This window comes from Pseudanabaena sp. BC1403 (assembly GCF_002914585.1).
In the GTDB taxonomy this organism is placed as follows: Bacteria; Cyanobacteriota; Cyanobacteriia; order Pseudanabaenales; family Pseudanabaenaceae; genus Pseudanabaena.
The window spans coordinates 21,020-46,274 of sequence record NZ_PDDM01000027.1 but is presented as its reverse complement, the minus strand read 5'-3'; the positions used below and the strand labels follow the sequence as shown (position 1 = coordinate 46,274).

Here is a 25,255-nt window from a genome sequence, read left to right as displayed (position 1 = left end):
TTAGTGATTCTGCTTTAGTTACGACTTTTTTAAACGCGAAAATCTAAAATCAGTCCATATCGAACATATTTGTCAAAACCCTTCTAAATAATTTCTGTAGACTTATTTTTTGTATCTATCCTAAGGTTGATTTATTGTTATTTCTGGCACTTTATTTCTGAGAGTATGTCTTCATAAGGTTTACATACGAACATAACTAAAGATAGATGACCTTCAAAACTGAAATTTTCTTGTATATTGAGGACTTATGCATATAAAACTTATTTGAGAGCAAAACTACCTATCTCTAAAGGCATACTTTTACGGAGTTTTTTTTGTATTAATGAGTACAAAGTTCCATTTTTATAAAGAATTCTAATGAGAAAGAAGCAAAATTTTGATTTTCAACAGAAAAGAAGAGCTCAAATCTTCTTGTAGTAAGGGTTATATGGCTAAGTTGTTATCATTTTGAATAACCATGTTAATCTGAATCACATGAACGAACTATTAAAGTTTTGTTCCTAGTTTAAGAAACTTGTTGTTGGCGATTTCATTTGCAAGTCATTCCCAGCCAAGCTTCCATAAATAATTTAGTCGTTTATCTTCATTTTCTGTTTTACCTATGCTTAATTGGAACTGGAGCTACACTCTCTCTACCTCAGTAGTAGCTCTTGCTATCGCATCAAGTCTTGCTAGCCATGGCGCACAGGCTCAATCAGGATCTCAACTAGAAGCTAAACCTTCTAATGCATCTACTTCTCTTAAAGTTGGTGAAACTAGATCACAGTCCTTGATTAGAACTAAAGATGATGCGATCGCTCGTATCCATACACACAAACTAAATGGTAAAAATGCCGCTACAGTCTATGTCCGTGGCATTCCTGTAGTTACTTATATTGAAGCTGAAGAATCTCCAAAATCAGCCCAAGAAAATATTGCCTTAGATTCATCAAAAAACAAAAGTGAACCTAAAGGTGAAATTAAAAAGAACTCTGAATCGGTAAAGTTACCATCAAACACTACTAACTTAGAACCTCCCAATTCAGCTGATAGTCCAGCAAAATCAGCAGATGATAGCTCTGAAAATTTGCTAACGTCATCAAATCCAATCGAACGTGCCACCGCCGCTGCCGCTTTGATTAATCAACTTAATCGTGATGGCATCGATGCAAACAAGATTATCCCTGCTTGGAAAAATGGCAACTATGTGATCAAATTGGGCGATCGCGCTATGTTGAGGTTTGATCAGCAAGCCGTTTTTCCTACATCTTTACAAAATCAAACCCAAGATGTTTTAGAATCGGCAAATTTATTGCGTCGTCTGCTCGGTGGTGCTAGTCCCGTGTTAGAAGTTGTCAATTCTCCAAAGACTAAATTTACTGCCAGCTCTTCTAGCTCAGCCTTAAATAGTCGCATTGTGGGCGTAATGTCTGGAATGGCTTCATGGTATGGGCCCGGCTTTGATGGAAATTACAGTGCTAGTGGTGAAATATTTAATGCTAGTGATTTAACTGCTGCCCATCCAAGTTTGCCTTTTGGTACTTTAGTGCGGGTCGTAAATATGGACAACAATCAGTCGGTGGTAGTACGCATCAATGATCGTGGCCCTTATGCTCATGGGCGAGTAATCGATATTTCTACTGCGGCAGCTAATGTAATTGGTTTAATTTCTTCTGGAGTTGCTCCAGTTAGACTTGAAGTATTGTCCAAGTAACCCAAGCAAAATAATAGAGAGAGCTTTGCATTCTCTATTATTTAGGGCTTTGCAAGTGGCTATGCTCTTTATAGCCTCATTCATATTTTTTATCAAAATAGGTTTTGAAGAAAGTTATCCTAGGATGACTTTCTTCAAAACCTATTCTGTTTTTTATCGAACCATATCGCTAAAAAACTCAAAATTGGTTTCATAATTAGAATTGCTGCTTTACATAGTGATTTCGTTGAGGTTGATTGCTTGACACAGCTATTTACTACGATCGCTTCTCTGCGTAATTACTTAAACGCCCAAAAAGAAAAACAGCCCTTAGGTCAAGTTTCTGTAGGGCTTGTGCCAACAATGGGGGCTTTGCATATTGGGCATTTGAGATTAATTGATCGAGCAAGGACTGAAAATGCTTGTGTGGTTGTAAGTATATTTGTCAATCCTTTGCAATTCGGTGCAGGTGAAGATTTTGATCAATATCCGCGCACATTCGAGAATGATCTTCATATTTGTGAGAACGCAGGAGTTGATGTTGTTTTTGCGCCAGATGCTCTGGAGATAGGCATAAGTAATATAGCCAAAATAACGCAAGTGATCCCACCACCAGAAATGATCAATATCTTGTGTGGGCGATCGCGGGTTGGACATTTTCAGGGAGTCGCCACAATCGTGACTAAGCTCTTTAATGTTGTGCAACCTAATCGCGCCTACTTCGGGCGTAAAGATGGTCAACAGCTGGCAATTATTCGGCAATTGGTGATTGATTTAAACTTGCCTGTGGAAATTATTGGATGCCCGACGGTGCGTGAACCTAGCGGCTTAGCTTACAGTTCTCGTAATCAGTACTTGTCAAGCCAAGAACGAATTTTGGCAGCACATATTTATCAAAGTTTGCTGCAATCCCAACAGCAGTTTTTCCTTTGCTACGAACTTTGTAAATCAGAGCAAATCATAGAAGCTGCGCGAAATTATTTAGCGAAGCTACCTGAAATTAATCTAGAGTATATTGAGTTAGTCGATGCCAAGAACTTGCAACCATGCAATCAAATTACGTCTGAAGCAGAGTTGATGCTGGCGATCGCGGCTCGAATTGGAAATACACGCTTGATCGATAATATTTTGCTAAGTCATACCATCACTCCCAGAAATCCGATCATTGCGATCGATGGCCCCGCAGGTGCGGGCAAATCCACGGTTACCAAACAGGTTGCTAACAAATTAGGCTTATTGTTCTTAGATACTGGCGCAATGTATCGTAGTGTTACTCTTGCGGTGTTACGAGAAGGAATTGATTTAAGAGATCAAGAAAAAGTGCAAGCGATCGCGGCTGAATCAAAAATCCAGCTGTTTGCTAATCCGATCGCAGGTAAGCCGATGCAAGTCTTGCTCAATGGTGAAGACATCACCACTGAAATTCGTACACCTGAAGTTACAGCCAATGTATCGTCGATCGCGGCTCAAGCTGCTGTGCGGGAAATTTTGGTTAAGCAACAACAACTCATTGGGCAAACAGGCGGTGTAGTCATGGAAGGGCGGGACATCGGAACCCATGTCTTTCCTGATGCAGAGGTGAAAATCTTTTTGACCGCCTCAGCAGAAGAGCGCGCCAAACGCCGTCAAGCCGATCTGATCGCCCAAGGTCAAGTTGCCCCCGATCTAGCCACACTTGAGCATGAAATCCAAGAGCGCGATCGCAAAGACTCTACGCGAGACCATGCGCCTCTGATTCAGGCTGAAGACGCAACTTTAGTTAATACAGATGGTCTAACTATAGAAGAAGTGGTCGCAGCCATTGTAAATTTGTATGAACAAAAGGTACAAAACCGATGAAGCCATTAAGCAGATTTGAATTAAAAGGGAAAAAGGAAAAAGGAAAAATAAAGCATCAATCGGCGATCTCTAAGTTATTGCTGGCTGTTATTTCTCTTTTGGCGATCGCCTCTAGCTCAATGCCACCCACCCAAGCCCAACCGAACACGGCTTTAACAATCCGTGCCGATGTCCAAGAAGCAAATTCGATCACAGGTGTCGTTACGGCAACTGGTAACGTAAAAATGACTTATCCCGCCCGACAGATTGATGCGGTAGCTGAGCAAGCACAGTATTTTTCTAAGGAGCAGCGTGTAGTTTTAACTGGCAATGTGGTCGTCACTCAAGAAGGTGTCAATAGCATCAAAGCTCAAACCATCACCTATCTCGTCACTGAAGGGAAATTTATCGCTGCCCCTCCTAATAACCAACAGGTCGAAACAATTTATGTTGTCCCAGATCGCGATGCTGTCAGTAGCCCTGCAACTTCGGCAACGCCTGTAACCCAGATCAAGCCTGCCTTTAAAAAGCAACAGGTGAGCCCCCCGACATTGATCATTCCTCCTGACAAGTTACGACCAAAACCACAAGAGATTCTTCCTGATGGTAAGTAATGTTGATGTATAAAGCTACAAAAAATGCTTTGCCATAAATAAGTTCAGTGTTACATTCCCAAATTTCCAACCCAAATTGAGTAATGCAAATCTCCCTCGACAACGTCAGTAAAAACTACAGTGGCAGGCAAGTCGTTCAGCAAGTGAGTCTCACCGTCAAGCAGGGGGAAATTGTTGGACTACTGGGCCCGAATGGTGCTGGTAAGACCACTTCGTTTTATATGGCAACAGGACTGATTCAGCCTGATAGCGGTAGCGTCTGGCTCGACAAACAAGACATTACCAGCTTGCCAATTCATAAAAGAGCGCGTATGGGTATGGCATATCTTGCCCAAGAAGCTACCATTTTTCGACAGTTATCGGTGCGTGATAATCTGTTATTGGTGATGGAACAAACCAATGTTCCAAAGCAATTACAGATTCATCGACTCCGTACTTTGTTGGAAGAGTTTCGACTGACTAAGATCGCTGATACGATGGGAATCCAAGTTTCGGGGGGAGAACGTCGTCGTACTGAAATCGCCAGAGCATTGGCGGTTGGACTCGAAGGCCCAAAATTTATCTTGCTAGATGAGCCTTTTGCGGGGATCGATCCGATCGCTGTTAGCGAAATTCAGTCCATCATAAGCAACTTGCGCGATCGCAATATGGGCGTACTAATTACTGACCATAATGTTCGCGAAACTTTATCTATTACCGATCGCGCTTACATCATGCGTGAAGGTGAAGTATTTGCGGACGGTTCTAGCCGAGAATTAGCAGACGATCCAGATGTCCGCAAATATTATCTTGGCGAAAAGTTTCATTTTTAATTATTTTTTGCAACACCGTAGGTGTTGCAAAAAATAATTAACCCAAAAACATGTAATCTCGATAAAGGAAATGGCAACCTTACAAACGACTCAACCAAGGAAAAAAGTTACAAACGTGTCGCTAGGATGGCTACCGAGATTGTCGATCATGGATCGCTATTTATTCACGCAAATGTTGACCCCATTTTTGTTTGGGGTGGGTGCATTTTCCTCTGTGATTTTAGCGATTGGCTCTCTATTTGAACTTATTCGACTGATTACTGATGCGGGATTAAGCGTTTTAACGGCGTTTCAGATTTTTGGCTACCAGATCCCAGGCTTCATGGTGTACTCATTCCCGATGTCAATGTTGCTAGCGACATTGTTATCCTACAGTCGCATGTCTGGCGATGGAGAAACAACTGCTTTACGTAGTTGTGGAGTCAGTGCTTATCGTTTAGTTGCACCTGCACTAGTGTTGAGCCTATTTGTCACGGGCATGACCTATGTATTTAATGAAGCGATCGTCCCTGCGGCAAATTGGCAATCTCGTAGTACATTGCGAGCGGCTCTAAATCAAGAAAATGTGCAGTTTAAAAGCCAAGATATTTTTTATCAGCAATATGGTGAGGTGCCCCAAGAAGATGGCACTAGCAAACAAGGCTTAGTTCGGAGTTTTTATGCACGGAGCTTTGATGGCAAACAGATGCGGGGCTTAACGGTTTTGGACTTTTCGCAAGGACAACTTCAGCAAATTCTTGCCGCCGATTCCGCTGTTTGGATTCCCGAGCAAAATGTCTGGAGGTTTAGCAAAGGTACTACCTATCTGGTTGGGCCAGATGGCAATTACCGTAGCATTCTCCGCTTTGATGATCAAAACCTGCAATTACCTCGCGCTCCCCTTGATGTTGCTCAAGAGCAACGTAGCGCTGAAGAAATGAATATTTCTGATATTCGTCGCAATATTGACTTGCTCAAGCAGTCTGGTAATACCAAAGAAATCCGAAAGCTAGAAGTAAGGCTTGAACAAAAATATGCCCTACCATTTATCTGTGTAGTCTTTGCGCTTGTTGGAGCATCTCTAGGAATGCGTCCTCAGCGTACTGGTGCAGCGATCGGGTTTGGATTGAGTGTGTTAATTATTTTTGGTTATTATTTGTTGTTATTTATTTGTGGCGCTCTCGGACAAGTTGAGTTTCTTTCCCCATTCGCAGCTGCATGGTTGCCTAATTTAATTGGCGTAACGGCTGGGGTGATTATCCTTACTCGTGTTACATAAAAATAAAGGTTGACCTTTGCTCCACCTTTATTCGTTTTTGTGTTCAAATTGAATTTGTCGATACAGATCGCTAACGGCTATTTCGAGATTTACAGATTTGAGGAATAGTCGATCGCTCAAACCATATTCAAAAAACACCCATTGCCCCTGATCATTGCGTTGAAATACTTCCACAATTGGCTGATCGACTTGCGCTAATACATATTCTTGCAAAGTCTCAAACTTGCGGTATTGCGAAAATTTAAATCCACGGTCAAAGGCTTCAGTCGATGGTGAGAGAACTTCGATAATTAGACAAGGAAAAGCAACTACTAGAGCATCATTGCGATCGCGTTCATCACAAGTAACTACGACATCAGGATAAAAATATTTGCGTTTTGGCTGAATCTGTACCTTGACATCAGCGATGTAAACTTCACAGGGGCGATCGGCTAAAGCCTCGTCTAATGATTTAAAGAAATTTCCTGAAACTCGATTGTGGTCACGAGTGCCGCCAGCCATTGCCACAACTTCACCATCCCAAAATTCGTGGCGCATTTCTTGGGTTGATTCCCAAGCGATATATTCTTCGTAGGTCATCAATAAGCGATCGGGTAAAGCAACCATAATTTTCAGATGTAGTGGTTATAGATTTAATTTTAACTTCACCGAAAATTAAAAAGGCAACGCTTCGCGTTGCCTTTTTAATTTGTTGTTAATTTATTTCTTTTTGGTGGATTTGCTCACAGGGACTTCAACGATCGCATCCTCAATTGTGGTTACAGGCTCTTCCGCATCAGCACTAGTTACAGCTTCAACAGGTTCAGAAGCAACATTAGTAACTTCAGCAGTCTCTACCTCAGTACTAATTACACTTTCAACAGGAGGTTTAACTTCTGAATTGGGCGACTTCAGTGCTTCATCAAGGACTTGACGCGCATTTTCAGCTTGCGATCGCGCATCAAGAAATTTCATATTAAGCTGGGCAAAACTCTTGAGAGTTTTAAAACCTTCCTTAATACTGTTAATTTGCTCCTCAGATACAATCTCGTCGCTAAACAAAATATCGATTTGCGATCGCACCTGCATCGCATCAGAGCGTAACTCTTGAACCTTGATTTTTAACGTCGCGAGGTTGTTTAAGACTTGTACGGCTTGAGTAATTGGATCTTCACGATCTTCAGACATGGAAAGTTCTCTCACTTCTATAAATTGATCGGGACTAAAGCCATCAGCAAGATCAGTATCTAGTTTGCCTGAGTCCATTAGTTCCATTAGCTCTGCCATCGCCTTTTCCCGTGCTTTTGGCGAATCTTTGCCAGCAACAGTTAAGACGACTTCAGGACTCTGGGCAAGGGTATAGCGTGCCATATTTTTTAACTTACTTTGGTTTATATACAAAACCCCAAGATCTGTACCGCCCGCTGTGCGGGCAGTACAGATCTTAGCTCTGTTGTTTAATTATGCCGAGGCACTTAGAAATAATTTGAAAAAGTCTTGTTTTACAAGGCTTTTTCAAATTATTTCTAGTTCAATAGAGATTTTAACTTGTTTTTAGCATGAGAGTTCGCATCGCGAACTCTCATGCTAAAAACAAAAGTTGCGCTCAAAGTTACGCTTTGTGTCTCATGCGATCGCCAAAATAAGTCAGCTAAAATCCATTGTCTAGATAGAGTAAATCCTATCTAAGCAAAGCTAGAAAATATTCGGGGATAGTCGTTCTTACCCATGGATTCTACCCTCTTAGATCAAGTCCGCCACCTATGCCGCGATCGCGCTGCCTATGAACACCTCAAAGCTATTTTGGTGCAGCAGGAGCGTGTTCACCAAATGAGCTGGGAAGAGCGGTATGAAAAACTGATAACAGCACAGTCATCAGACACACAGACGGATATTTTTAGCAATATTATTGCTAGGGAAAAAGCACTTGCACAGCTTGCTGATGCTATTCAGCGATCGCAATCTTTAGAGCTAGTTTTACAAATAGCTGTGCAAGTAGCCCAGAAATTAATCCAAGTCGATCGCGTCGCAATTTTTCGCTGCCTTCCTGATGGAAAAGGCGAGTTCGCCACTGATGCGATCGCCTCAGGGGTGACATCTCTTAGCGATATGCCCGAAAGACAGCTTTCACTAGCTCGGTACATGATTGAGTCTACAGATCCAGAAAATTCTGCTCAGACTATTGACAGTATTCGGACTTCTAGCCTGTCGTCTTATATCGTGACGCTACTTGAACAGATCGGCATTTCATCCTATGCAGCTAATACGATATATGCAGGACAAGATGTTTGGGGAACTCTAGTTGCTTTTCATGGTAGTGCTTATCATAGTTGGTCAGAGAGCGATCGCACGTCTCTATCATTGATTGCAGCACAGATTGGTATTTCCATCTCCTTAACTAATTTACGCCAACAATCTCAAGAGCTAACTGATGATTTGCAAGCTTTACAGAGTGAATTAGATAATTTACAAAAAACAGTTGCAGAACTCGTCGAGAAAGAGATTAAGTTGGCTATTGAGTCAGAGGTTGCCTCAAATGCTGAGCAATCCACTGCGTCAACTATTGATGAGCAAACCATAACTGCAATCAATCAAAATGTAGTTGAAGAGCTGGAAAATACTGTTGTAAACGAAGATGTAGAGCCTGATGATTTAGCAGTCAGCCAGAATGAGAAAGATACAGATGCAGAAGAGAATGAATTAGAAGCAATAGTTATTAATACCGATATTAATACCGACGAAATTAATAACTTTAGAGATGACTCCATCTCTCAGAATGGATTGCCTCCACTCTTTTTAGTTCCAGATTCTATATCTCCAATCTCAGATGAAGATGTGGAGCCAGATGAGGCAGTTACGTTAGATGAGCCAGCGATAAATTTCACGCGAGATGACATCTCCTATGTGATTATGCCTGATAATCTTAAAGTGATTTCAGACATTGCATCTGCTCCAGACGAATTAGACCAAGATAAATCAGTAGAGAATTCTGTAGCTGAGACGGAGGTAATTCTTCCAGAGACAATGATATTAGAAACGTCTGAGGCTGAAGGTTATCCAGATGAAAAAAGTGAATTAGAATCATCTGAGGCTGAAGATATAGAATCACAAGAATCTGAACAAGAGATGATCGCTACAGAATTAGCCGAGACAGAATTATCCCCACCACAATTATCGGAGATAGAAGAATCAGAGTCTTTAGCATCTGAAGAGTTGGAACCAAAGACGAGCAAGACAGATTTTCTGTCCGAGATCCAATCAATGGAGCCAGCAATACTTGCACCAGAGCTTGTTCGACAAGAAGCCATAGAATCAGAAATCGAGGAGCCTGAAGATGAGTCGTCTGAAGTTGAGTCTATGGATGAGCCTCAGACTGGTTTCGATACAACTATAGATTTTTCGCATAATAATGAAGAAGATGAAGAGCCTGCAATCGAACCACAGTTCATGGAAACGATTTTGGAGATCGCGGGTAATGATCTTAAAGCAACTGAATTTTTGTTAAATGTGATTGACTCGTATTTGGAAGAGACCCCTCAGTTAGTCCAATCTATTGACAGGGCACTGGCTGTCGATGATCGCCCAAGACTTTTACAGTCCTTAAATACATTACGCTCAAGTAGTGACTATATCGGAGCCTTGACACTTGCATATCAATGCCGTCAACTCGAATTGGCGATAAGAGCGAATTATGTCGTGCTAATTTATGCTTGCTTATCGCAGGTAGCAATCGAGGCACAGAGAGCAACTGATGCATTACGCATAGCGCGATCGCGCTATGCGTTATAAAGTAGATGAGTGCGTTGCGCTTCTCTACTTAAATTGGTCTACCTGCACATGATTGGCAAAGTGATTAGTGGGAGATATCAAATCATCCAAGCTCTTGGAAGTGGGGGCTTTGGAGAGACTTATTTGGCTGAAGACTTGCAGTTGCCAGACCATCAGAAATGTGTGGTTAAAAGACTCCAGCCTACTTCTAGCGATACTTTTGTATTGGAAATTGCTAGTCGATTATTTGAGACTGAGGCAAGGGTTTTACATAAGCTTGGTAGCCACGATCGCATTCCTCGTTTGTTAGCTCATTTTGAAGAAGATCATCAGTTTTATTTGGTGCAAGAGCTGATCGATGGCTATGAGCTTACTAACGAAATCATCTCTATTGAGCGATCTGCTGATGGCTATCCATTGGGGCGGATGAATGAAGCTCAGGCGATCGCTTTTTTGATCGATGTACTAGAAACCCTCGTTTTTGTGCATCAACAGGGCGCGATCCATAGGGATATTAAACCCGCTAACTTGATGCGTCGGCGTACCGATGGCAAATTAGTATTGATCGATTTTGGAGCTGTTAAGCAAGTGGGAACGGCGGTTGTTTCCAATATTGGATCTACGGTTGCCATTGGTACAGATGGCTATATGCCCAATGAGCAAGCGATCGGCAAGCCTAGACCCTGTAGTGATCTTTACGCTGTTGGGGCGATCGCAGTGCAAGGACTGACGGGAGTTGCCCCAAATTTGTTATCTGAAAATCTAGAAACAGGTGAATTAGCTTGGCGAACATCTCCTGACTATGCAGCTTTAAAATATCGTGCCAGTGTCAGCGATGAATTGGCGATGATCATCGATAAGTTAGTCAAATATGACTTTCGCGATCGCTATCAGTCTGCTGAAGCTGTACTGACAGATTTACGAAAATTAGCATCGCCAATCGCACCCACAATTTTATCTACGACGGTGCAGGCTAATTTTCAAGGGCTAGTCTCAGCTTTTAATCCAAATGATGATGTGGCAACAACGGTTTCCTCAAAAGTCTCAGCAATGGATCATCTACAATTTAGTCAAAAAAATCGCTTGGTGCTGATCGCGGTGGGGATCATATCGGCGATCGTGGCTATTGGTGCTGTATGGATATTTTTCCGTCTTTCACCCACAATCAAGAGTGATCTTAATATTAATGCTAACGCTAATGCTAGTTTACCTAGCCCCAAATATCTATTTCTCTCAGAACGTGCGATCGGCGATCAAGATTTAGCGAATAAGAGTGCTCTTGAGCTAGATATCATGCGCAATGAAGTTTTTGCCCGTTATGGTCGCCGCTTTAAAGATCCTGAATTGCAGTCATATTTCAATATGCAACCTTGGTATAAACCCATCTATGAACCTGATAAATTTCCTGAGGATCTTCTAACCACAACGGAAATAAAAAATGTGAAGTACCTTCGTGATTTTCAAGATCGTTTTGCTAGAAACTCTAATACGTCGCAATCTACTCCTACTAATATTTCAAATTCTCTATGTGACTACACTAAACGTTTAATTTCTGATCCCAATCCGCCGATTAATGTCCGTCAAGATGCGGGCGTAGATTTTGCGATCATTGGCAAACTCGACAATGGCACACAAATTACAGTGCAGAGCGAAAAGCAAGGCTGGCTCCAAATTTCTGAACCGATCGCAGGTTGGGTCGCGGCTAATCGCACCAAACCCATATGTCTATAAAAATACCTGCTGCGCACGTATTTTTATAGACATATGGGCGATCGCAACAATCACGGTAAAATTCATTTATAAATATCTTGGCATAATTAAAAACCCCAATCCAAAAACTGTACCGCCCGATGCGCGGGCGGTACAGTTTTTGGGGTTTTATATTTAATTGCTTAGCTACTTAGCGGTGCGGCGCACCGCCATCAAATCCCACTTATTTAGATTGATGCTGTGACAGAAATTTCTGATTGGAGCGATATAGAAGCTCAACTCCAAGAAACCAAAGGACTATTAGAAGAAATCGAACAGCGTTTCCTGCAAGTTCGTCGTGATTCGCTCAAGCAGAACGAATTACAAACTCAAAAAGAACAAATTAGAGAGCAACTTCAAGATGTTTCTAGCGATCGCTCTGACAGAAACAAAAATCAAAAAATTCGACGTAAGCCTAATTCTCTCAATGAGCGCACAAGCCCACATAAAGAAGAGCTGCTCAAGCAATTAGAAGCAGTAAGCGAGCAACTCGAACAAATCGAAGCCGATCTTGAAAGTCGTTTACTCTCTTGGAGTAGTTTTCGTGAACCTTTTTGGCAAATCGTCCGTTTTGTCGGGATTGGCATAATTATCGGTGTAATTTTGAGAAGTTGTGCCAGTTAAAAAAATTAGATTTGGGCGCAGCCCAAATCTAATTTTTTAATTTTGAACCTTTTGATCGTGGCGCTTGTCAAAACCCTCGTACAGATAATTAAGCCTTCTCACAAAGGGGAAAATCAAATGTTTCGTAATATCAAAAAATTGTTGGCGATCGCTTGTGTAACTGTGGCAGTCGGAGCCGTGGCAATTCCAAATCTCGTTGCTGCACAAAATACCACTCAAAATAGCACCGAAAAACGCAAGCCCCGTCAAGGCGAAGGCTGGAAACAGTTGAATTTGACTGAAGCCCAAAAGGCACAAATGAAGTCTATTCGCGAAAGTGCCAAAGCTCGTAGCCAAGCTGTTTTGACTGCTGAACAACGCGCAATTATGGAACAAGCTCGTCAATCTGGCGATCGCAAGGGTGTACGCAAGTCTCTGAATCTAACCGATGCTCAAAAGCAACAAATGAAGGCGATCGCAGAAGACACCAAGGCGCAAATGAAGAATGTTTTGACTCCTGCTCAGCAACAACAACTTGAGCAAATGAAGCAACAACGCCAATCAAATCGCGGCACGACTCGTTAAGGAAGTCCTCGCTAGTCCCTACATTTACAGCGCTTTGCGCTGAAATAAAAACCAATAATTTTTAAAAGTGTTGCTCTGCAACACTTTTAAAAATTATTGGTTTTTATTCTGTTTGGGGAACTTCTTTCCATAATGTTGAAGTTTCGCGAATACTGGAAAAGGTTCCATTTCCTAAAATCAAATGATCCAAAAGTGGAATGCTCAGCATTCTTGCTGCTTCAAGTAATTGGCGTGTAAGCGTGATGTCTTCGGGACTTGGAGATGTATTTCCCGATGGATGATTGTGCGCCACAATTAGACGCACTGCACCGCTTTTGAGAACCTCTCGGAAAATATCACGGGGATGAGCGAGGGTTTCTGTCGCTGTGCCGATGGTAATAATGCGCTGGGCGATAATCCGATTTTTGTTGTCGAGCATTACTACAGCAAGGCGCTCTTGGGGTTGCCACATCAGGTCTTGACTGAGTGCTGCTGCTGCCACTGATGGATCAGTTACTTCGGTCAAATCTGGAGGCTTGGCATAGAGTGCCCTCTTGCCTAACTCGATCGCAGCTAAGATTGACGTTGCTTTTGCGGGGCCAACTCCTTCGATTTGCATTAGTTCCTGTGGTGAGACAGTCTGCAAAGCTGCCACAGGATCACTGGTGCGATCTTTGCCAATGGTTTGTAAGATTAGCTGTCCTAAGCCCACTGCTGAGAGTTTACCTGGTCCCTGACCTGTCCCTAATAAAATTGCGATTAATTCTGCATTAGATAAACTGCGAACTCCCTGACTGAGTAGCCTTTCGCGGGGGCGATCGCTTTCAGCCATATCCACAATTCGCAGAGAATAAGTCATCTAAAATCGCACCTAGTGTTGCAAGAATATTTTCTGTATTTTATCGTAATTGCTAATAAAAACCCAGAAAAAAGAGAGATGTAAGAGTCATATAGAAATGATTGATTTGTCCTAAGACACTTTGTGGCAGCTATGCTTGTGCAAAATAAATTATCCAAACTCGCGAGGATGTGCCTCGCAGGGACGAAACCTTACGAGTTTGGATTTTAATTAATTATGTCCATCTACTTACTTTCAAGTTGAGTAAGTTGTGGTTGAGTCATTAGCGCTTTCTATGAATCCCAGAAATAAGCACATAGATAGCTAGTCAAAACGGGAACTGGAAATCCAGTTCTCTGAGATTCAGCATTAGAAATTTGGGGCTGCAAAATCGCTTGACATTGCGGTAAAAACTGTTGCTTCTCTGGCGCTTTAGATTTCAACTGTTTAAGTTGATTTACAGTAGCAGGATTGACAGTACTTACTGATGTCTCAGCCCTTTGTTGGATTTCTACCCATTTTGTGATTTGGACTAATTCTGCGCGATAAGCCTTGATACGCTGTTGGGCATCGCCATATAGCACAGAGTCAGTAGTCACATTCTCTAAAAGCTTTAAAGCCTGTTGTCGCTTTTCTTGGGCAGACTTCCAAACAGTTGACTTGTGCGGTGGATTTTGAGTTGCTTTCGCCGCCTCAATCGTGACATTCTTTGATGACTCTAGATTTTTATTAGCTGTCTGTTCAACATTGATTTTGCGATCGAACTCGGCAAGTTTCGGACGCAGAGTTGCTAACTCAGCCTGTGCATCCGCATATAGAGAAGCAGGTCGATCAGAGATTTCTTCCAGCTGTGAAATGATCGTTTGTAAACGATTACGTGTTCCTGTGAGCGTTTCTAGTTTCGTGATTTTCTTGGGATTAATATCTTGATTACTAAAGTTCCTTGCATTAGCTAGATATTGTTGCTGATTAGAACGATCCCACACTAGCCATCCACAAATTCCGACGATGCCGATCGCAGCCACGGCAAAAGCTATAGAAAGAAGTAAAGACTTATCCTTAGGGTAAGCAGTTTTTATCGGTTCATTTTCGGTTTGGATCTTATCGATAGGTTTTTTAGTAGTGCGCCTAACCGTTGGTGGCGGTGGCAATGGCATTGGCTTTGCTGCCACAGTTGGAGAATCGAAAGTAAAGTCTTCATCCCTATCAGCCCAAGAGTTTTTTTTCTCTATAGGCGATTGCGATTTGGATTCTTGAATATTTACTTCAAAAGGATCTGTCTCAAAAGACTCTAGAGCAAACGTATTTTGCTGGAGAGGCTCTAGGTTAAATGATTGCAATTCCAGATTGTCTAAGCCAAAATCTTCATTCTTAATATTATTAATTTCATTTTTATTAGTTTGATGGACAGCTTTATTGGCAGCAGCCTTTAGATCATTATCGATACTACTCTTAAAGCTTTTTAAGTCGTGATCAGGCTCAAGATTTGCCGACTGAATCTCTGTCTCATCATTGTCAGGGAGAAATGACGGATTCTGAATGTTATTGATATCGCCAAATTCCTCTAATTCTTCAAGATCAAGTTCAATTAAAGGTAAAGGTGGCTTAATCTCTGCCGTTCTATGCCATTCGGGATGCTTTGCCCCAGATAATCTACCATACACAACTAAGCTATCTACCCCCTCGATTGGTAGCTTATCAATACAGCGTTTCACAATATTATAGAGGGAGGCATAGTCAACATCATCGCCATCTGCTCTGGTAATCAGAACATGCAACTGAGATTCTTTGCGGCGGATTTGAGTTTTTACCTTATAGTTTTGAAGGTCTGCCTCTATCGCATTGACAATGCTAGCCTCATCCATCTTGAGATCCTCATCCTTGCGTTTCGATCGCACATATTAAACGAAAAGCCATACAAATATCCAACAAATATCCAACAAATATCCAACAATATCCAACCAAATGACTACAAAAAGATGAACTTTTTGCCTCAAATTTACAATACACCCAGACGTTGGTGGACAGAGTTTTCTTTACAAACTAAGCTAATGGCTTTGATTACGCTATTAGTTTCTTTGTTGATGAGTGCTGTCACCTTTTGGGCTGTCAATGATATTCAGACTGATGCTCGACTCAATGATACGCGCTTTGGTAAGGATTTAGGTTTGTTACTTGCAGCTAATGTTGCCCCCTTGGTAGCCAAAAATGATCTTCAAGAAGTAACTCGTCTATCTAAAGAATTTTACGAAAGTAGCTCTAGCATTCGCTATATTCTCTACGCTGATCCCGATGGTGAGATTTTTTACGGGATTCCATTTAACTCTAATGAGGTAAAAAATTCTTTAAGTATCAGGCGACGCATTCAGTTACCTGAAGATCCGATGATGCGTCCCGATCGCCCTTTGGTAAGGCAACATGTCACGCCACAGGGGGAAGTCACCGATATATTTGTCAATTTGCAGCACGACGGCAAAGCTTTAGGAATTATTGCGATCGGCATCAACCCTAACCCGACAGCGGTTGCTTCGTCGAGCCTGACTCTAGATGTGACAACAGCAGTATTTGTGTCGATCTGGGCGATGGTGATTTTGGGGGCAGCCTCAAACTCAGTGACGATTACTCGACCACTCAGGGAATTGGTGGCGGGGGTACAAAATATTGCTAGTGGCAATTTCAAGCAACGGATCGATTTGCCTTTTGGTGGGGAGCTTGGGGAATTAATCCGTAGCTTTAATGAGATGGCGCAACGGCTGAAAAAATACGAAGAGCAAAATATCGAAGAGTTGACTGCTGAAAAGGCGAAGCTGGAAACTCTAGTATCGACGATCGCAGATGGCGCATTGTTACTCGACTCAGATATGCGAATCGTGCTTGCCAATCCTGCGGCGATCAAGATTATGGGGTGGGATCAGGATTTAGATAAAAATACATGGCAAGGCAAAAGCATTTTGAACATTTTGCCAGAGCGACTCAGTGCTGACTTAGGGCGATCGCTCATGCAAATTGCCACAGGCGATCGCGAGGGCGGCGAATTTCGGATTATGGCTTCTGGTGAGAAGGGCGACTCAGTGCTTGCCCATGCTTTTAGGATTTGGATTACGAGTGTGCTCAGCTCCAGTAATGCAATTAAGGGGATAGCAATTACGATTCAGGACATCACCCGTGAGGTGGAGCTAAATGCAGCGCAGAGTCGATTTATTAGCAATGTCAGCCATGAATTACGCACACCTTTGTTTAATATCAAGTCTTTTATTGAGACTTTGCACGAATATGGTGATGAACTGAGTGATGATCAGAAGAAAGAATTTCTCGGTACAGCCAATAATGAAACCGATCGCCTGACACGCCTTGTGAATGATGTGTTGGATCTATCTCGCTTAGAGTCAGGTCGTCAATATCATTTCACGGCGATCGACTTATCTGAGACGATTGAGCAAACGGTGCGGACTTACAAGCTCAATGCTTCTTCTAAGGGTGTTGAGCTATTGCATGAAATTTCGCCCAACCTCGAAAGGATTTGGGGGAATTATGATTTGATATTGCAGGTTTTATACAACTTAGTTGGGAATGCTTTAAAGTTCACCGAAACTGGCGGCAAGGTCACGGTTCGGATCTATCCTTGGCAAGATCAAACTACCACTCAACCCCATCGTGTCGTCAATTATGTGCGGGTCGAGGTTGAGGATACTGGCTATGGCATTCCTGCCGAAGATTGCGATCGCATTTTTGATCGTTTTTATCGCGTAGAGGATAAAGTGCATACGCTCGAAGGGACGGGACTAGGTCTATCGATTGTGCGTAATATCATTGAGAAACATCACAGTGAGATTCATATCAAGAGTGAAGTTGGCGTTGGTAGTACATTCTGGTTTGATCTAAGCGTGTATCAAGATCGGTGTGAGTTACCTGTAGTTAATGCGATCGCAGCACCTGTGCAAGCAATGTCGGTATAGCGCGATGTATGACAATACCTGTAAATTCTTAGTTGAAAATTTCCCCACCGACTTTGCTACTTGGCTGCTGGGGAAACCGATCGCCCTAACCAAACTCGAACCATCGGAACTCTCAGTCGATCCGATTCGTGCCGATTCAGTTATTCTTCTAGAATCCTCAGCAGTTATTATGCATCTGGAGTTTCAAACCAAAACCGATGACATAATGCCTTATCGGATGGCAAATTACTATTTGAGGCTTTACGGTAAATATCCCGCCAAAGAAATTCATCAAACCGTAATCTACTTAAGACCAACAAAATCAACACTTGCGTATCAAACCAACTTTAAAACAAACAAGCTAAATCATGAATTTAATGTAATTCGACTATGGGAACAACCCACCGAACCTTTTCAACAGTATCAAGGGCTTTTACCTCTGGCAGTTCTAACAAAAACAGGTAATCCCAGCGAAACCTTACGAGAAGTTGCCAAATTAATCGACAATATTGAAGATCGAAAAGTTAAAAGTAATGTCACTGCTGCCACAGCAATTATTTCTGGGCTAGCATTAGATCATGAAGTAATTCAACGATTACTTAGGAGTGAAATCATGGAAGAGTCAGTAGTTTATCAAGAAATTTTGCGCGAAGGCTTAACTAAAGGAAAAGCTGAGGGTTTAGCCAAAGGTAAGGTTGAAGCAGCTAATCAAATAGCTCTAAACATGCTGCGATCTAATATGTCTCCAGATTTGGTAGCTCAGTTAACTGGGCTAACCGTAAAACAAATCCTAAAACTGCAAAAACTATCCACAAAAAAGGGACAAAAGCCAAAAGCTAACCTGAATAATCACTAATTAAACCAAGCTCTAATTTTCTATGTTCCTAGCGCCAATCCTCAAAGCTGAAAACATCTCGAAATCCTTTGGTGGCATTCATGCTGTCAGTAACGCTCAAATCGAAGTACCTGCGGGAAGTATCACAGGGCTAATTGGTCCCAATGGTGCAGGTAAAACTACATTTTTTGGACTGCTCTCCAACTTCCTTAAGCCCGATCGCGGTACGGTGCAGTTTAATGGATTGCCAATCCAAGGCAAACCACCCCATGCGATCGCTAAACTTGGTATGATCCGCACCTTTCAAGTGCCGCGTGTGTTGTCGCGGTTATCAGTGCTAGAAAATATGTTGCTAGCCGCTCAAGATCAGGTGGGCGAAAAGTTTTGGAACACTTGGTTTCAAGGACAAAAAATTGCTGTTCAAGAGCGAGAGAACCGCGAAAAAGCCAGACATATTCTTGAGTCTGTGGGCTTAATTAGAATGGAAGATGATTTTGCAGGTTGTCTATCGGGTGGACAGCGCAAATTATTAGAAATTGCTCGCGCTTTGATGACTGACCCTAAATTGATTTTGCTCGATGAACCTGCGGCGGGTGTAAATCCTGCTTTGATTGAGGAGATTTGCTGCTATATCCACAAGTGGAATCAAGAGGGAATGAGCTTTTTGATTATTGAACACAATATGGATGTGATTATGTCCCTGTGCGATCGCGTCTGGGTCTTAGCCGAAGGTCACAATCTCGCCGATGGCTCACCCTCTGAAGTTCAAAGTGATCCTAAAGTTTTAGAGGCGTATTTGGGCTCGTAGACATGTACAATGTATTGTACATAAATATTCGTTAGGTGATTGACATGAACGCAGTTACTTATACCTATGTACGCAACAATCTTGCCAAAACTTTAGAAAAGGTTTGTGATGATCATGATCCTGTAATTGTCACTCGCCAGAATCAAAATTCGGTGGTGATTATGTCGCTTGAAGATTATGAATCTCTTACAGAAACTGCTTATCTTCTGCGTAGTCCCAAAAATGCTCAGAGATTGATTCGGTCGATCGCTGATCTAGAATCTGGCAAGGGCAAGCAGAGAGAACTTGTCGAATGACGATAACTTTCTCTGACGATGCATGGGAAGATTATCTCTATTGGCAACGCACTGATTCTAAAATCCTCAAACGGATTAATATGCTGATCAAAGAAATTCAACGTAATCCCTATGAGGGGATTGGTAAACCAGAAGCCTTAAAACATGGCTTTTCAGGGTATTGGTCAAGACGTATTACTGACGAGCATCGCATTATTTACAAGTCTGAAGCTGATTCTTTACTAGTTGCTCAACTTCGCTATCATTACTAAGTCTCATGCAACTACAATCTACTTCTCAAGGTTTTAATGTCTTACTGCTTGTTCCAACGGGAATTAATGCTGCTATTGGTGGCTATGCAGGGGATGCATTGCCAGTGGCGAGAGCGATCGCATCTATAGCTGATAACGTGATTACGCATCCCAATGTCTTAAACGGCGCGAGTTTATATTGGTCAATGCCGAATGTTTTGTATGTGGAAGGTTATGCGATCGATCGCATGGCAAGGGGGAATTGGGGTTTGCGTCCTGTGCGAGCTAATCGAATTGGTGTAATTCTCGATCGCAGTATGGAGCCAGATTTAGAATTGCGTCATCGTCAAGCGATCGCAGCTGCTCAAGCCACGTTAGGTTTAAATATTACGGATATTCTCGTTACCGATCAGCCTCTTGGTGTAGAACTGCGATCGGGAGCCTCTGGCGCGACATGGGGAACGATCGCGAATCTCGATAGCTTATTAAGAGCCGCCGAAAAATTAATTAAAGTCTCCAAAGTCGAAGCGATCGCAGTGGTGGCAAGATTTCCTGATGACTCAGATAGCGAAGCATTACAAAACTATCGCCAAGGTAAAGGTGTGGATGCGCTTGCGGGAGCCGAAGCCGTAATTAGTCATGCGATCGTGCGAGAATTTGCTATTCCCTGCGCCCATGCTCCTGCTTTGCAACCATTGCCACTAGATCCGAGCGTTTCGCCTCGCGCTGCTGCCGAAGAATTAGGTTATACGTTTTTGCCTTGTGTATTGGTTGGCTTGAGCCGCGCCCCAAAAATCATTACATCGCCAGATTTATTTAATGCTGGTGATTTGACAGCCGATCATATTGATGCGATCGTCACTCCCTATAGTGCCTGTGGCGGCGCAGGTTTACTAGCACTTAATCCACTTCCCCATGTGCAGACTATTTTTGTTAGAGAAAATCAAACAGCATTGAATGTTACGCCTGAAATGTTGGGCTTAAAAGGTATTCAAGTTGAAAATTATTGGGAAGCGATCGGGGTTTTAACCGCGATTAAATCTGGAATTAATCCTCAAAGCTTACGGATATAAACGATATTTTTATGAATAAACGTTGCGGGGAATATCGCTGTGGCAACAAATCTAGACTATTAAGCGATATTTTGCAGTTTTAAGTGCAGAATTTATGGGACGATTAGCTAGATAATATTCCCAAACTATAACAATTATGAAATTTTGGAAGACTAGCGTTTCAGCATTGTTTGCTACAGTTATATTTGCTTCTGAGGCTCTATTAGTAGTTCAGACAGCTGTTGCACAACCTAGTAGCACAATAGCTCCTTCAAGCCTGAAGACAACTATTGTAAACAGAGCAATTACTGAAAGCGAGGTTTTAGCAGCCCAAAAAGCTTGGGGGGACGCATTGGTATCTATTTCCAAGACATACGAGACTGAGGGAAAAGATGCTGCTAAAGCATTAGCTGGAAAGGTAATTGACGAAGCCTACGGTTACCAATTTGGACTTGTTCTTTTCAAGCCAACACTCACTACAGCTCCCCAGACATTCCGAACTACCCGTGCAAGCGCTCTGGCTTATTTTGTCGGCGATGATCCTACATTTCCGAGAGATAAAGGTTTTGCTTTGAATGGTTGGCGAAAAGTAGAGAGTAAGAATATTGGAATCTTTATTTCTGGCGATACGGCTACTTCTATGGGTAAAGTGACTCTTACCGATAAAGATGGCAATGTGATCACCGTAGACAAAACTTGGCAGTTCTTTAAGGACGATACTGGTAAGCTACGCATTATTGTTCACCACTCCTCACTACCTTATTCAGGTAAATAATTTATCCAGCAATGCGATCGCAAACCGCAAAATGGGAAGAATCGCTTTGCGATTCTTCCCATTTTGCAGCACGAATATTAATATCAAACTAGGAAGTGAAAGATTTGCCTAAGCCGATCGCTGCTAGCTTTTTCCGAAAAGTGATCGAGCTTTTATCACCTGCAATATGTACCTCATCAGCAAGGCAAATGGGCAAATCTTCAGGCCATTGCTCCTCAACGATCGCCTTGTCCTCATAAAACACCTGATCATTAAAATCGAGGGTATCTTGTAGTGGAGCATCTTTATCGAAGTTCCGACAAATCGGCACGAATAATCGAGTTTTACGGGCAGAGATTGGGGAAGCCGCATTGAGAACATGGAGTTTCCCATGAGGGAAAAAGACGGTTAATTTGGCGGTGAAAGGAACAAATAGTTCAAATAGTCTGCGCCACGAAAAATCTGGTGGAGCTAAATGCTTCATGCCATGAGCATAGTTACTAACAGAGCTGATATAGTCAGCTCTGAATCCAGAGCTAGTTTGCTCAATGGTATAGTCTGGAACTTCTGGATTATCAGCTTCGCCAAAGGATTTAGCATGAATAAAGGCAAAATGACTGACATCCAAGAATCCTTCTACTTGCCGACCTGCTGCCGCATCCAAATCAACAGAATTGGGCAGTACCTGAATATAATCTGGATCTTCCCATTCAGCCAATTCAGGAAATGGAACTGAACCATTGTCTACCAATCTTGTCCAGACTAAACCATAGCGTTCCATAACTGGATAGGTCTTAAGCTTGAGTCTTAATGGAATTGTGGCATCGGGCTGAGCAGGAATAAAGACACATTTGGCATCGCAGTCATATTGCACACCATGATAGGGGCAAACGAGGCGATCGTTTTCAATCCAGCCCAAGCTTAGGGGTGCGCCTCGATGTAGGCATAGATCTTTGGCAACGATAATCGTACCATCGGAAACTCGATAGATTACTAAGCGCTCGTCTAATAGATGCGTGCCATAGGGCTTTTCGGTTGTGATTTCATGGGAGAAGGCAACAGGATACCAGAAGGGCGCAAGCGCATGCCAATCAGTTGGGCTAAAGGTGCAATTGCGTGGCAAATATACTTCTTGGGTTGCTACCATAAACATCACTCTTGTGCATTGATCTACAAGCCTGACGTTACAGCGATATAAAAATCTATTCTGTATAACTTTGCACGAATCCAATTGCTCAACTTTGAACTCAATTTGGACTCTGAAAAGTTTTTGAAATGGCTAAAAAGCAGCCTTTTTAAAAAGTTTCTGGATTCTAAATTGAAAATTGGTATATTTCTGTGTAACAATTGTAGATCGCACTTTTAAGTAATCTCACAACTAAAAAAATGGCTAAAAACAAAGGTGTCCGTCTCGTAGTTACATTAGAGTGCACCGAATGTCGCACTAATGCTAACAAGCGATCGCCTGGTGTGTCTCGTTATACGACTATGAAAAATCGTCGTAATACAACCGCAAGATTAGAACTCAAAAAGTTCTGCCCTCATTGCAACTCTCATACCGTTCATAAAGAAATCAAATAGTCCACTAATCCAATAACTAAAACCGCGTAATCCCAATCATGGCAATGAACTCCTCTTTTTATCGCAAGCGCCTCTCCCCGATCGCGCCTGCTGCCAAAATCGACTATAAAGATGTCGAATTACTGCGTAAATACATCACTGAGCGCGGCAAGATTTTGCCTCGCCGCATTACAGGTTTAACTGCAAAGCAACAGCGTGCATTGACGACAGCGATTAAACAAGCCCGTGTAGTTGCGTTACTGCCTTTCATCAACAAAGAAGGTTAAAAAGTATAAGGACGCGATGCGTCCTTTACTTTTTCAAAAAAAAGAGAGACGCGATGCGTCTCTCTTTTTTTATAGGCATTGCTCGATTACCGCAATGACTGATTGCGAAAGACTATCAAAGTCATAGCCGCCTTCTAACCCAAATAAGATCTTTGGGGTTAGATCTAAACACATTTTAGTAAATGTGCCAAAATCTTCTGGCTTCAGCAAAATACTAGCTAAAGGATCGTCAGCATTAGCATCAAATCCTGCGCTGACAATTAATAAGTCAGGATTGAAATTTCGTAAAAACGGCATGATCTGATTTTCAAACACGGGTAAATATTCCGCGATCGCTGAACCCGATCGCATTGGGATATTCAAAATATTGTCATGATTTCCTGTCTCATCTTTGCGACCTGTCATCGGATAAAACGGTGCTTGGTGCGTAGAGATATAGGCAATATCAGGACGATCCCAAACTGCCTCCTGTGTGCCATTACCGTGATGGACATCCCAGTCGAGGATGGCAACACGCTGGAGATGTAATCGATCAATCGCAGACATCGCTGCGATCGCGGCATTACCAAAAATGCAAAATCCCATCCCTGAATGAGCACGAGCATGATGACCAGGCGGACGTGCTAGTACAAAAGCGGGGCGACCTGACTCTAGAACTAGATCAACACCATCAAGCCAAGCACTCAGGGCAAGTAGTGCCACATCGTAAGTTTGCGCTGACGCGATCGTATCTCCGTCTATATAACCTCCGCCACGCTCAGTAATTGCTTGCAAAGTTTCAAGATATTCTTGAGTATGAAAGCGAAGTACTTCTTTTAAGATGCTTTGCCGATAGGTTGGTTCTTGCCAAGTTAATTGCGTTGCGATCGCTGAATTTTTGAGAGCCTCAACTATCGCTGTAAGCCGACCAGATTTTTCTGGATGATAAAGCCCAGTATCATGACTCAAAAAACGATCAGAATAAATTATTGGGAATTTATTGGTAAATTTTGAAGAGATTGAAAGGTTGTTTGAAAACATACGTGCTTTTGCTGATCACCAAATCAGTGAATAGTTGTTGTCACCATAGAGACTAGCGTTATACTTTTAAAATCGTGGATTTATTTGAAATCTTTTATTGTTCCACAGCAATTTTACTTGGGTCTTTCATGTGGTTGATCCCTTACCTACAACGCAGCAATCAGATGTCGAGATGCAAGCTGTCCCAAAAGAGCTTGCTCTGTATATCCAAGAGATCATTCGTCTCTACAAAAAACATAACAAACAAAATATAATCGAATCTCTAAAAAACCTTATCTCTACAGTAAAAAGAGATACAGAGGTACAATCTTTTGCAGGTCTATCTTTGGGAAGCGATCAAAATAATTTGGAAATAGTGAATGAGGAGGCATTTCTTAAAAGTTGGGATGATATCTTCAATGTCCAAGTTTATATTGATACTGATATTTTTGGTGAATTAGATCCTAGACCTCCTGCTCTTGTGGAGCTAGACAATAGCAATGACAATGAAACAATAATCCAGCATACTGATGCAACTGAAATTTATGTTCAGGCATGGAAAGATCTAGCTCTGAGTATGTCTTCTTTCCCAGATGATTTGTTTACTCGACTCTGGACAACTACCGAGATTGCCAAAATTCTGGAATGTTCCCCCAGTAGTTTACGGCGATCGCGTAGGAGTGGGCGCTTACCAATTAAGGTCAAAGACCTGATTCTGGATTGTATTTCTCACGATGGCAAACGTAGTTTATGGTTTGTCCGCCCCGTCTAACTTTCTTTTTAGTTAGTGCCGTAGGTGCTGATAACTCAAAAATTGGTTTCAC

24 protein-coding genes and 1 pseudogene are annotated in these 25,255 nt (G+C 42.2%); 19 read left to right on the top strand and 6 right to left on the bottom strand.

Going from position 1 to position 25,255, the window contains the following annotated elements:
* Nucleotides 1-601 precede the first annotated feature (601 nt).
* The 5 genes from CQ839_RS25805 to CQ839_RS20080 all read left to right on the top strand — a co-directional run bounded on the left by CQ839_RS25805 (nucleotide 602) and on the right by CQ839_RS20080 (nucleotide 6,174).
* Entirely contained in the window at nucleotides 602-1,693 is a 1,092-nt protein-coding gene (locus CQ839_RS25805) for a septal ring lytic transglycosylase RlpA family protein (protein ID WP_103670080.1), read from the top strand.
* Nucleotides 1,694-1,933: 240 nt separating this feature from the next.
* Complete coding sequence (locus CQ839_RS20095; RefSeq protein WP_103670079.1) at nucleotides 1,934-3,511, top strand: bifunctional pantoate--beta-alanine ligase/(d)CMP kinase; 1,578 nt, start codon at nucleotides 1,934-1,936, stop codon at nucleotides 3,509-3,511.
* Nucleotides 3,508-4,104: an LptA/OstA family protein gene (locus CQ839_RS20090; protein ID WP_103670078.1), complete on the top strand. Its 597-nt coding sequence runs from the start codon at nucleotides 3,508-3,510 to the stop codon at nucleotides 4,102-4,104. Before CQ839_RS20095 ends, CQ839_RS20090 begins: the two co-directional genes overlap by 4 nt.
* A gap of 83 nt (nucleotides 4,105-4,187) precedes the next feature.
* Nucleotides 4,188-4,916, top strand: a complete 729-nt coding sequence (gene lptB / locus CQ839_RS20085) for an LPS export ABC transporter ATP-binding protein (protein WP_103670077.1) — start codon at nucleotides 4,188-4,190, stop codon at nucleotides 4,914-4,916.
* Between the two features lie 70 nt (nucleotides 4,917-4,986).
* Nucleotides 4,987-6,174 carry an LptF/LptG family permease gene (locus tag CQ839_RS20080; protein ID WP_103670076.1) on the top strand — a complete coding sequence of 396 codons (1,188 nt, stop codon included), beginning with the start codon at nucleotides 4,987-4,989 and terminating at the stop codon, nucleotides 6,172-6,174.
* Nucleotides 6,175-6,201: 27 nt separating this feature from the next.
* Here CQ839_RS20080 and CQ839_RS20075 read toward each other — a convergent pair whose 3' ends face one another.
* A complete protein-coding gene (locus CQ839_RS20075) occupies nucleotides 6,202-6,780 on the bottom strand; it encodes a Uma2 family endonuclease (RefSeq protein ID WP_103670075.1) in 579 nt (192 codons plus the stop codon).
* A 273-nt stretch (nucleotides 6,781-7,053) separates the two neighbouring features.
* Nucleotides 7,054-7,524: pseudogene (locus CQ839_RS20070) on the bottom strand (hypothetical protein); the annotation flags it as partial.
* Between the two features lie 357 nt (nucleotides 7,525-7,881).
* Here CQ839_RS20070 and CQ839_RS20065 point away from each other — a divergent pair.
* The 4 genes from CQ839_RS20065 (at nucleotide 7,882) to CQ839_RS20050 (ending at nucleotide 12,858) form a co-directional block, all read left to right on the top strand.
* A complete protein-coding gene (locus tag CQ839_RS20065; RefSeq protein WP_103670073.1) occupies nucleotides 7,882-9,942 on the top strand; it encodes a GAF domain-containing protein in 2,061 nt (686 codons plus the stop codon).
* Nucleotides 9,943-9,990: 48 nt separating this feature from the next.
* Complete coding sequence (locus tag CQ839_RS20060; RefSeq protein ID WP_103670072.1) at nucleotides 9,991-11,652, top strand: YARHG domain-containing protein; 1,662 nt, start codon at nucleotides 9,991-9,993, stop codon at nucleotides 11,650-11,652.
* 219 nt (nucleotides 11,653-11,871) lie between these two features.
* Nucleotides 11,872-12,294 carry a hypothetical protein gene (locus CQ839_RS20055; RefSeq protein ID WP_219817823.1) on the top strand — a complete coding sequence of 141 codons (423 nt, stop codon included), beginning with the start codon at nucleotides 11,872-11,874 and terminating at the stop codon, nucleotides 12,292-12,294.
* A gap of 117 nt (nucleotides 12,295-12,411) precedes the next feature.
* Nucleotides 12,412-12,858: a Spy/CpxP family protein refolding chaperone gene (locus CQ839_RS20050; RefSeq protein ID WP_103670071.1), complete on the top strand. Its 447-nt coding sequence runs from the start codon at nucleotides 12,412-12,414 to the stop codon at nucleotides 12,856-12,858.
* A 103-nt stretch (nucleotides 12,859-12,961) separates the two neighbouring features.
* Here the strand turns inward: CQ839_RS20050 and radC are convergent, their stop codons facing one another.
* The gene (gene radC / locus CQ839_RS20045; protein WP_103670070.1) at nucleotides 12,962-13,696 is read right to left on the bottom strand and encodes a DNA repair protein RadC; all 735 of its coding nucleotides are present in this window, start codon (nucleotides 13,694-13,696) and stop codon (nucleotides 12,962-12,964) included.
* 272 nt (nucleotides 13,697-13,968) lie between these two features.
* Entirely contained in the window at nucleotides 13,969-15,573 is a 1,605-nt protein-coding gene (locus tag CQ839_RS20040) for a hypothetical protein (RefSeq protein WP_181016266.1), read from the bottom strand.
* A gap of 81 nt (nucleotides 15,574-15,654) precedes the next feature.
* On the opposite strand from CQ839_RS20040, the gene nblS reads away from it, so the two are divergent.
* From nblS to CQ839_RS20005, 7 genes are all read left to right on the top strand, one after another.
* Nucleotides 15,655-17,631 (top strand): two-component system sensor histidine kinase NblS, encoded by a 1,977-nt coding sequence (gene nblS / locus CQ839_RS20035; protein ID WP_103670068.1) that lies wholly within the window; start codon nucleotides 15,655-15,657, stop codon nucleotides 17,629-17,631.
* Between the two features lie 4 nt (nucleotides 17,632-17,635).
* Nucleotides 17,636-18,466, top strand: coding sequence for an Rpn family recombination-promoting nuclease/putative transposase (locus tag CQ839_RS20030; RefSeq protein WP_103670067.1), 831 nt, complete (start codon nucleotides 17,636-17,638; stop codon nucleotides 18,464-18,466).
* Between the two features lie 22 nt (nucleotides 18,467-18,488).
* Nucleotides 18,489-19,253: an ABC transporter ATP-binding protein gene (locus CQ839_RS20025; protein ID WP_103670066.1), complete on the top strand. Its 765-nt coding sequence runs from the start codon at nucleotides 18,489-18,491 to the stop codon at nucleotides 19,251-19,253.
* A gap of 44 nt (nucleotides 19,254-19,297) precedes the next feature.
* Nucleotides 19,298-19,549: a type II toxin-antitoxin system Phd/YefM family antitoxin gene (locus CQ839_RS20020; RefSeq protein WP_103670065.1), complete on the top strand. Its 252-nt coding sequence runs from the start codon at nucleotides 19,298-19,300 to the stop codon at nucleotides 19,547-19,549.
* Nucleotides 19,546-19,800: a Txe/YoeB family addiction module toxin gene (locus CQ839_RS20015; protein WP_103670064.1), complete on the top strand. Its 255-nt coding sequence runs from the start codon at nucleotides 19,546-19,548 to the stop codon at nucleotides 19,798-19,800. Before CQ839_RS20020 ends, CQ839_RS20015 begins: the two co-directional genes overlap by 4 nt.
* A 5-nt stretch (nucleotides 19,801-19,805) precedes the next feature.
* Nucleotides 19,806-20,852, top strand: a complete 1,047-nt coding sequence (locus CQ839_RS20010; protein WP_103670063.1) for a DUF3326 domain-containing protein — start codon at nucleotides 19,806-19,808, stop codon at nucleotides 20,850-20,852.
* A gap of 136 nt (nucleotides 20,853-20,988) precedes the next feature.
* Nucleotides 20,989-21,606, top strand: a complete 618-nt coding sequence (locus tag CQ839_RS20005; protein ID WP_103670062.1) for a hypothetical protein — start codon at nucleotides 20,989-20,991, stop codon at nucleotides 21,604-21,606.
* Nucleotides 21,607-21,694: 88 nt separating this feature from the next.
* Here CQ839_RS20005 and CQ839_RS20000 read toward each other — a convergent pair whose 3' ends face one another.
* A complete protein-coding gene (locus tag CQ839_RS20000; protein ID WP_258040806.1) occupies nucleotides 21,695-22,732 on the bottom strand; it encodes an aromatic ring-hydroxylating dioxygenase subunit alpha in 1,038 nt (345 codons plus the stop codon).
* A 239-nt stretch (nucleotides 22,733-22,971) separates the two neighbouring features.
* Here CQ839_RS20000 and rpmG point away from each other — a divergent pair, with 239 nt between their 5' ends.
* Nucleotides 22,972-23,166 carry a 50S ribosomal protein L33 gene (gene rpmG, locus CQ839_RS19995; RefSeq protein ID WP_094535841.1) on the top strand — a complete coding sequence of 65 codons (195 nt, stop codon included), beginning with the start codon at nucleotides 22,972-22,974 and terminating at the stop codon, nucleotides 23,164-23,166.
* A 44-nt stretch (nucleotides 23,167-23,210) separates the two neighbouring features.
* The gene (gene rpsR, locus CQ839_RS19990; RefSeq protein ID WP_055074037.1) at nucleotides 23,211-23,432 is read left to right on the top strand and encodes a 30S ribosomal protein S18; all 222 of its coding nucleotides are present in this window, start codon (nucleotides 23,211-23,213) and stop codon (nucleotides 23,430-23,432) included.
* Nucleotides 23,433-23,501: 69 nt separating this feature from the next.
* On the opposite strand, the gene CQ839_RS19985 is transcribed toward rpsR, so the two are convergent.
* Entirely contained in the window at nucleotides 23,502-24,452 is a 951-nt protein-coding gene (locus tag CQ839_RS19985; protein WP_103670060.1) for a histone deacetylase, read from the bottom strand.
* A 130-nt stretch (nucleotides 24,453-24,582) separates the two neighbouring features.
* On the opposite strand from CQ839_RS19985, the gene CQ839_RS19980 reads away from it, so the two are divergent.
* Nucleotides 24,583-25,203, top strand: coding sequence for a hypothetical protein (locus CQ839_RS19980; RefSeq protein ID WP_103670059.1), 621 nt, complete (start codon nucleotides 24,583-24,585; stop codon nucleotides 25,201-25,203).
* The last annotated feature ends 52 nt before the right edge of the window (nucleotides 25,204-25,255 follow it).

Coding starts and splice junctions, on each gene's coding strand:
- radC (WP_103670070.1), bottom strand. CDS start 13,696: ATGACTTATTCTCTGCGAATTGTGGATATGGCTGAAAGCGATCGCCCC.
- CQ839_RS20010 (WP_103670063.1), top strand. CDS start 19,806: ATGCAACTACAATCTACTTCTCAAGGTTTTAATGTCTTACTGCTTGTT.
- CQ839_RS20000 (WP_258040806.1), bottom strand. CDS start 22,732: ATGGTAGCAACCCAAGAAGTATATTTGCCACGCAATTGCACCTTTAGC.
- CQ839_RS20005 (WP_103670062.1), top strand. CDS start 20,989: ATGAAATTTTGGAAGACTAGCGTTTCAGCATTGTTTGCTACAGTTATA.
- CQ839_RS19985 (WP_103670060.1), bottom strand. CDS start 24,452: ATGTTTTCAAACAACCTTTCAATCTCTTCAAAATTTACCAATAAATTC.
- CQ839_RS20080 (WP_103670076.1), top strand. CDS start 4,987: ATGGCAACCTTACAAACGACTCAACCAAGGAAAAAAGTTACAAACGTG.
- CQ839_RS20065 (WP_103670073.1), top strand. CDS start 7,882: ATGGATTCTACCCTCTTAGATCAAGTCCGCCACCTATGCCGCGATCGC.
- CQ839_RS20090 (WP_103670078.1), top strand. CDS start 3,508: ATGAAGCCATTAAGCAGATTTGAATTAAAAGGGAAAAAGGAAAAAGGA.
- CQ839_RS20075 (WP_103670075.1), bottom strand. CDS start 6,780: ATGGTTGCTTTACCCGATCGCTTATTGATGACCTACGAAGAATATATC.
- CQ839_RS20030 (WP_103670067.1), top strand. CDS start 17,636: ATGTATGACAATACCTGTAAATTCTTAGTTGAAAATTTCCCCACCGAC.
- CQ839_RS20060 (WP_103670072.1), top strand. CDS start 9,991: ATGATTGGCAAAGTGATTAGTGGGAGATATCAAATCATCCAAGCTCTT.
- CQ839_RS20025 (WP_103670066.1), top strand. CDS start 18,489: ATGTTCCTAGCGCCAATCCTCAAAGCTGAAAACATCTCGAAATCCTTT.
- rpsR (WP_055074037.1), top strand. CDS start 23,211: ATGAACTCCTCTTTTTATCGCAAGCGCCTCTCCCCGATCGCGCCTGCT.
- rpmG (WP_094535841.1), top strand. CDS start 22,972: ATGGCTAAAAACAAAGGTGTCCGTCTCGTAGTTACATTAGAGTGCACC.
- CQ839_RS20020 (WP_103670065.1), top strand. CDS start 19,298: ATGAACGCAGTTACTTATACCTATGTACGCAACAATCTTGCCAAAACT.
- CQ839_RS20050 (WP_103670071.1), top strand. CDS start 12,412: ATGTTTCGTAATATCAAAAAATTGTTGGCGATCGCTTGTGTAACTGTG.
- CQ839_RS20015 (WP_103670064.1), top strand. CDS start 19,546: ATGACGATAACTTTCTCTGACGATGCATGGGAAGATTATCTCTATTGG.
- lptB (WP_103670077.1), top strand. CDS start 4,188: ATGCAAATCTCCCTCGACAACGTCAGTAAAAACTACAGTGGCAGGCAA.
- CQ839_RS25805 (WP_103670080.1), top strand. CDS start 602: ATGCTTAATTGGAACTGGAGCTACACTCTCTCTACCTCAGTAGTAGCT.
- nblS (WP_103670068.1), top strand. CDS start 15,655: ATGAACTTTTTGCCTCAAATTTACAATACACCCAGACGTTGGTGGACA.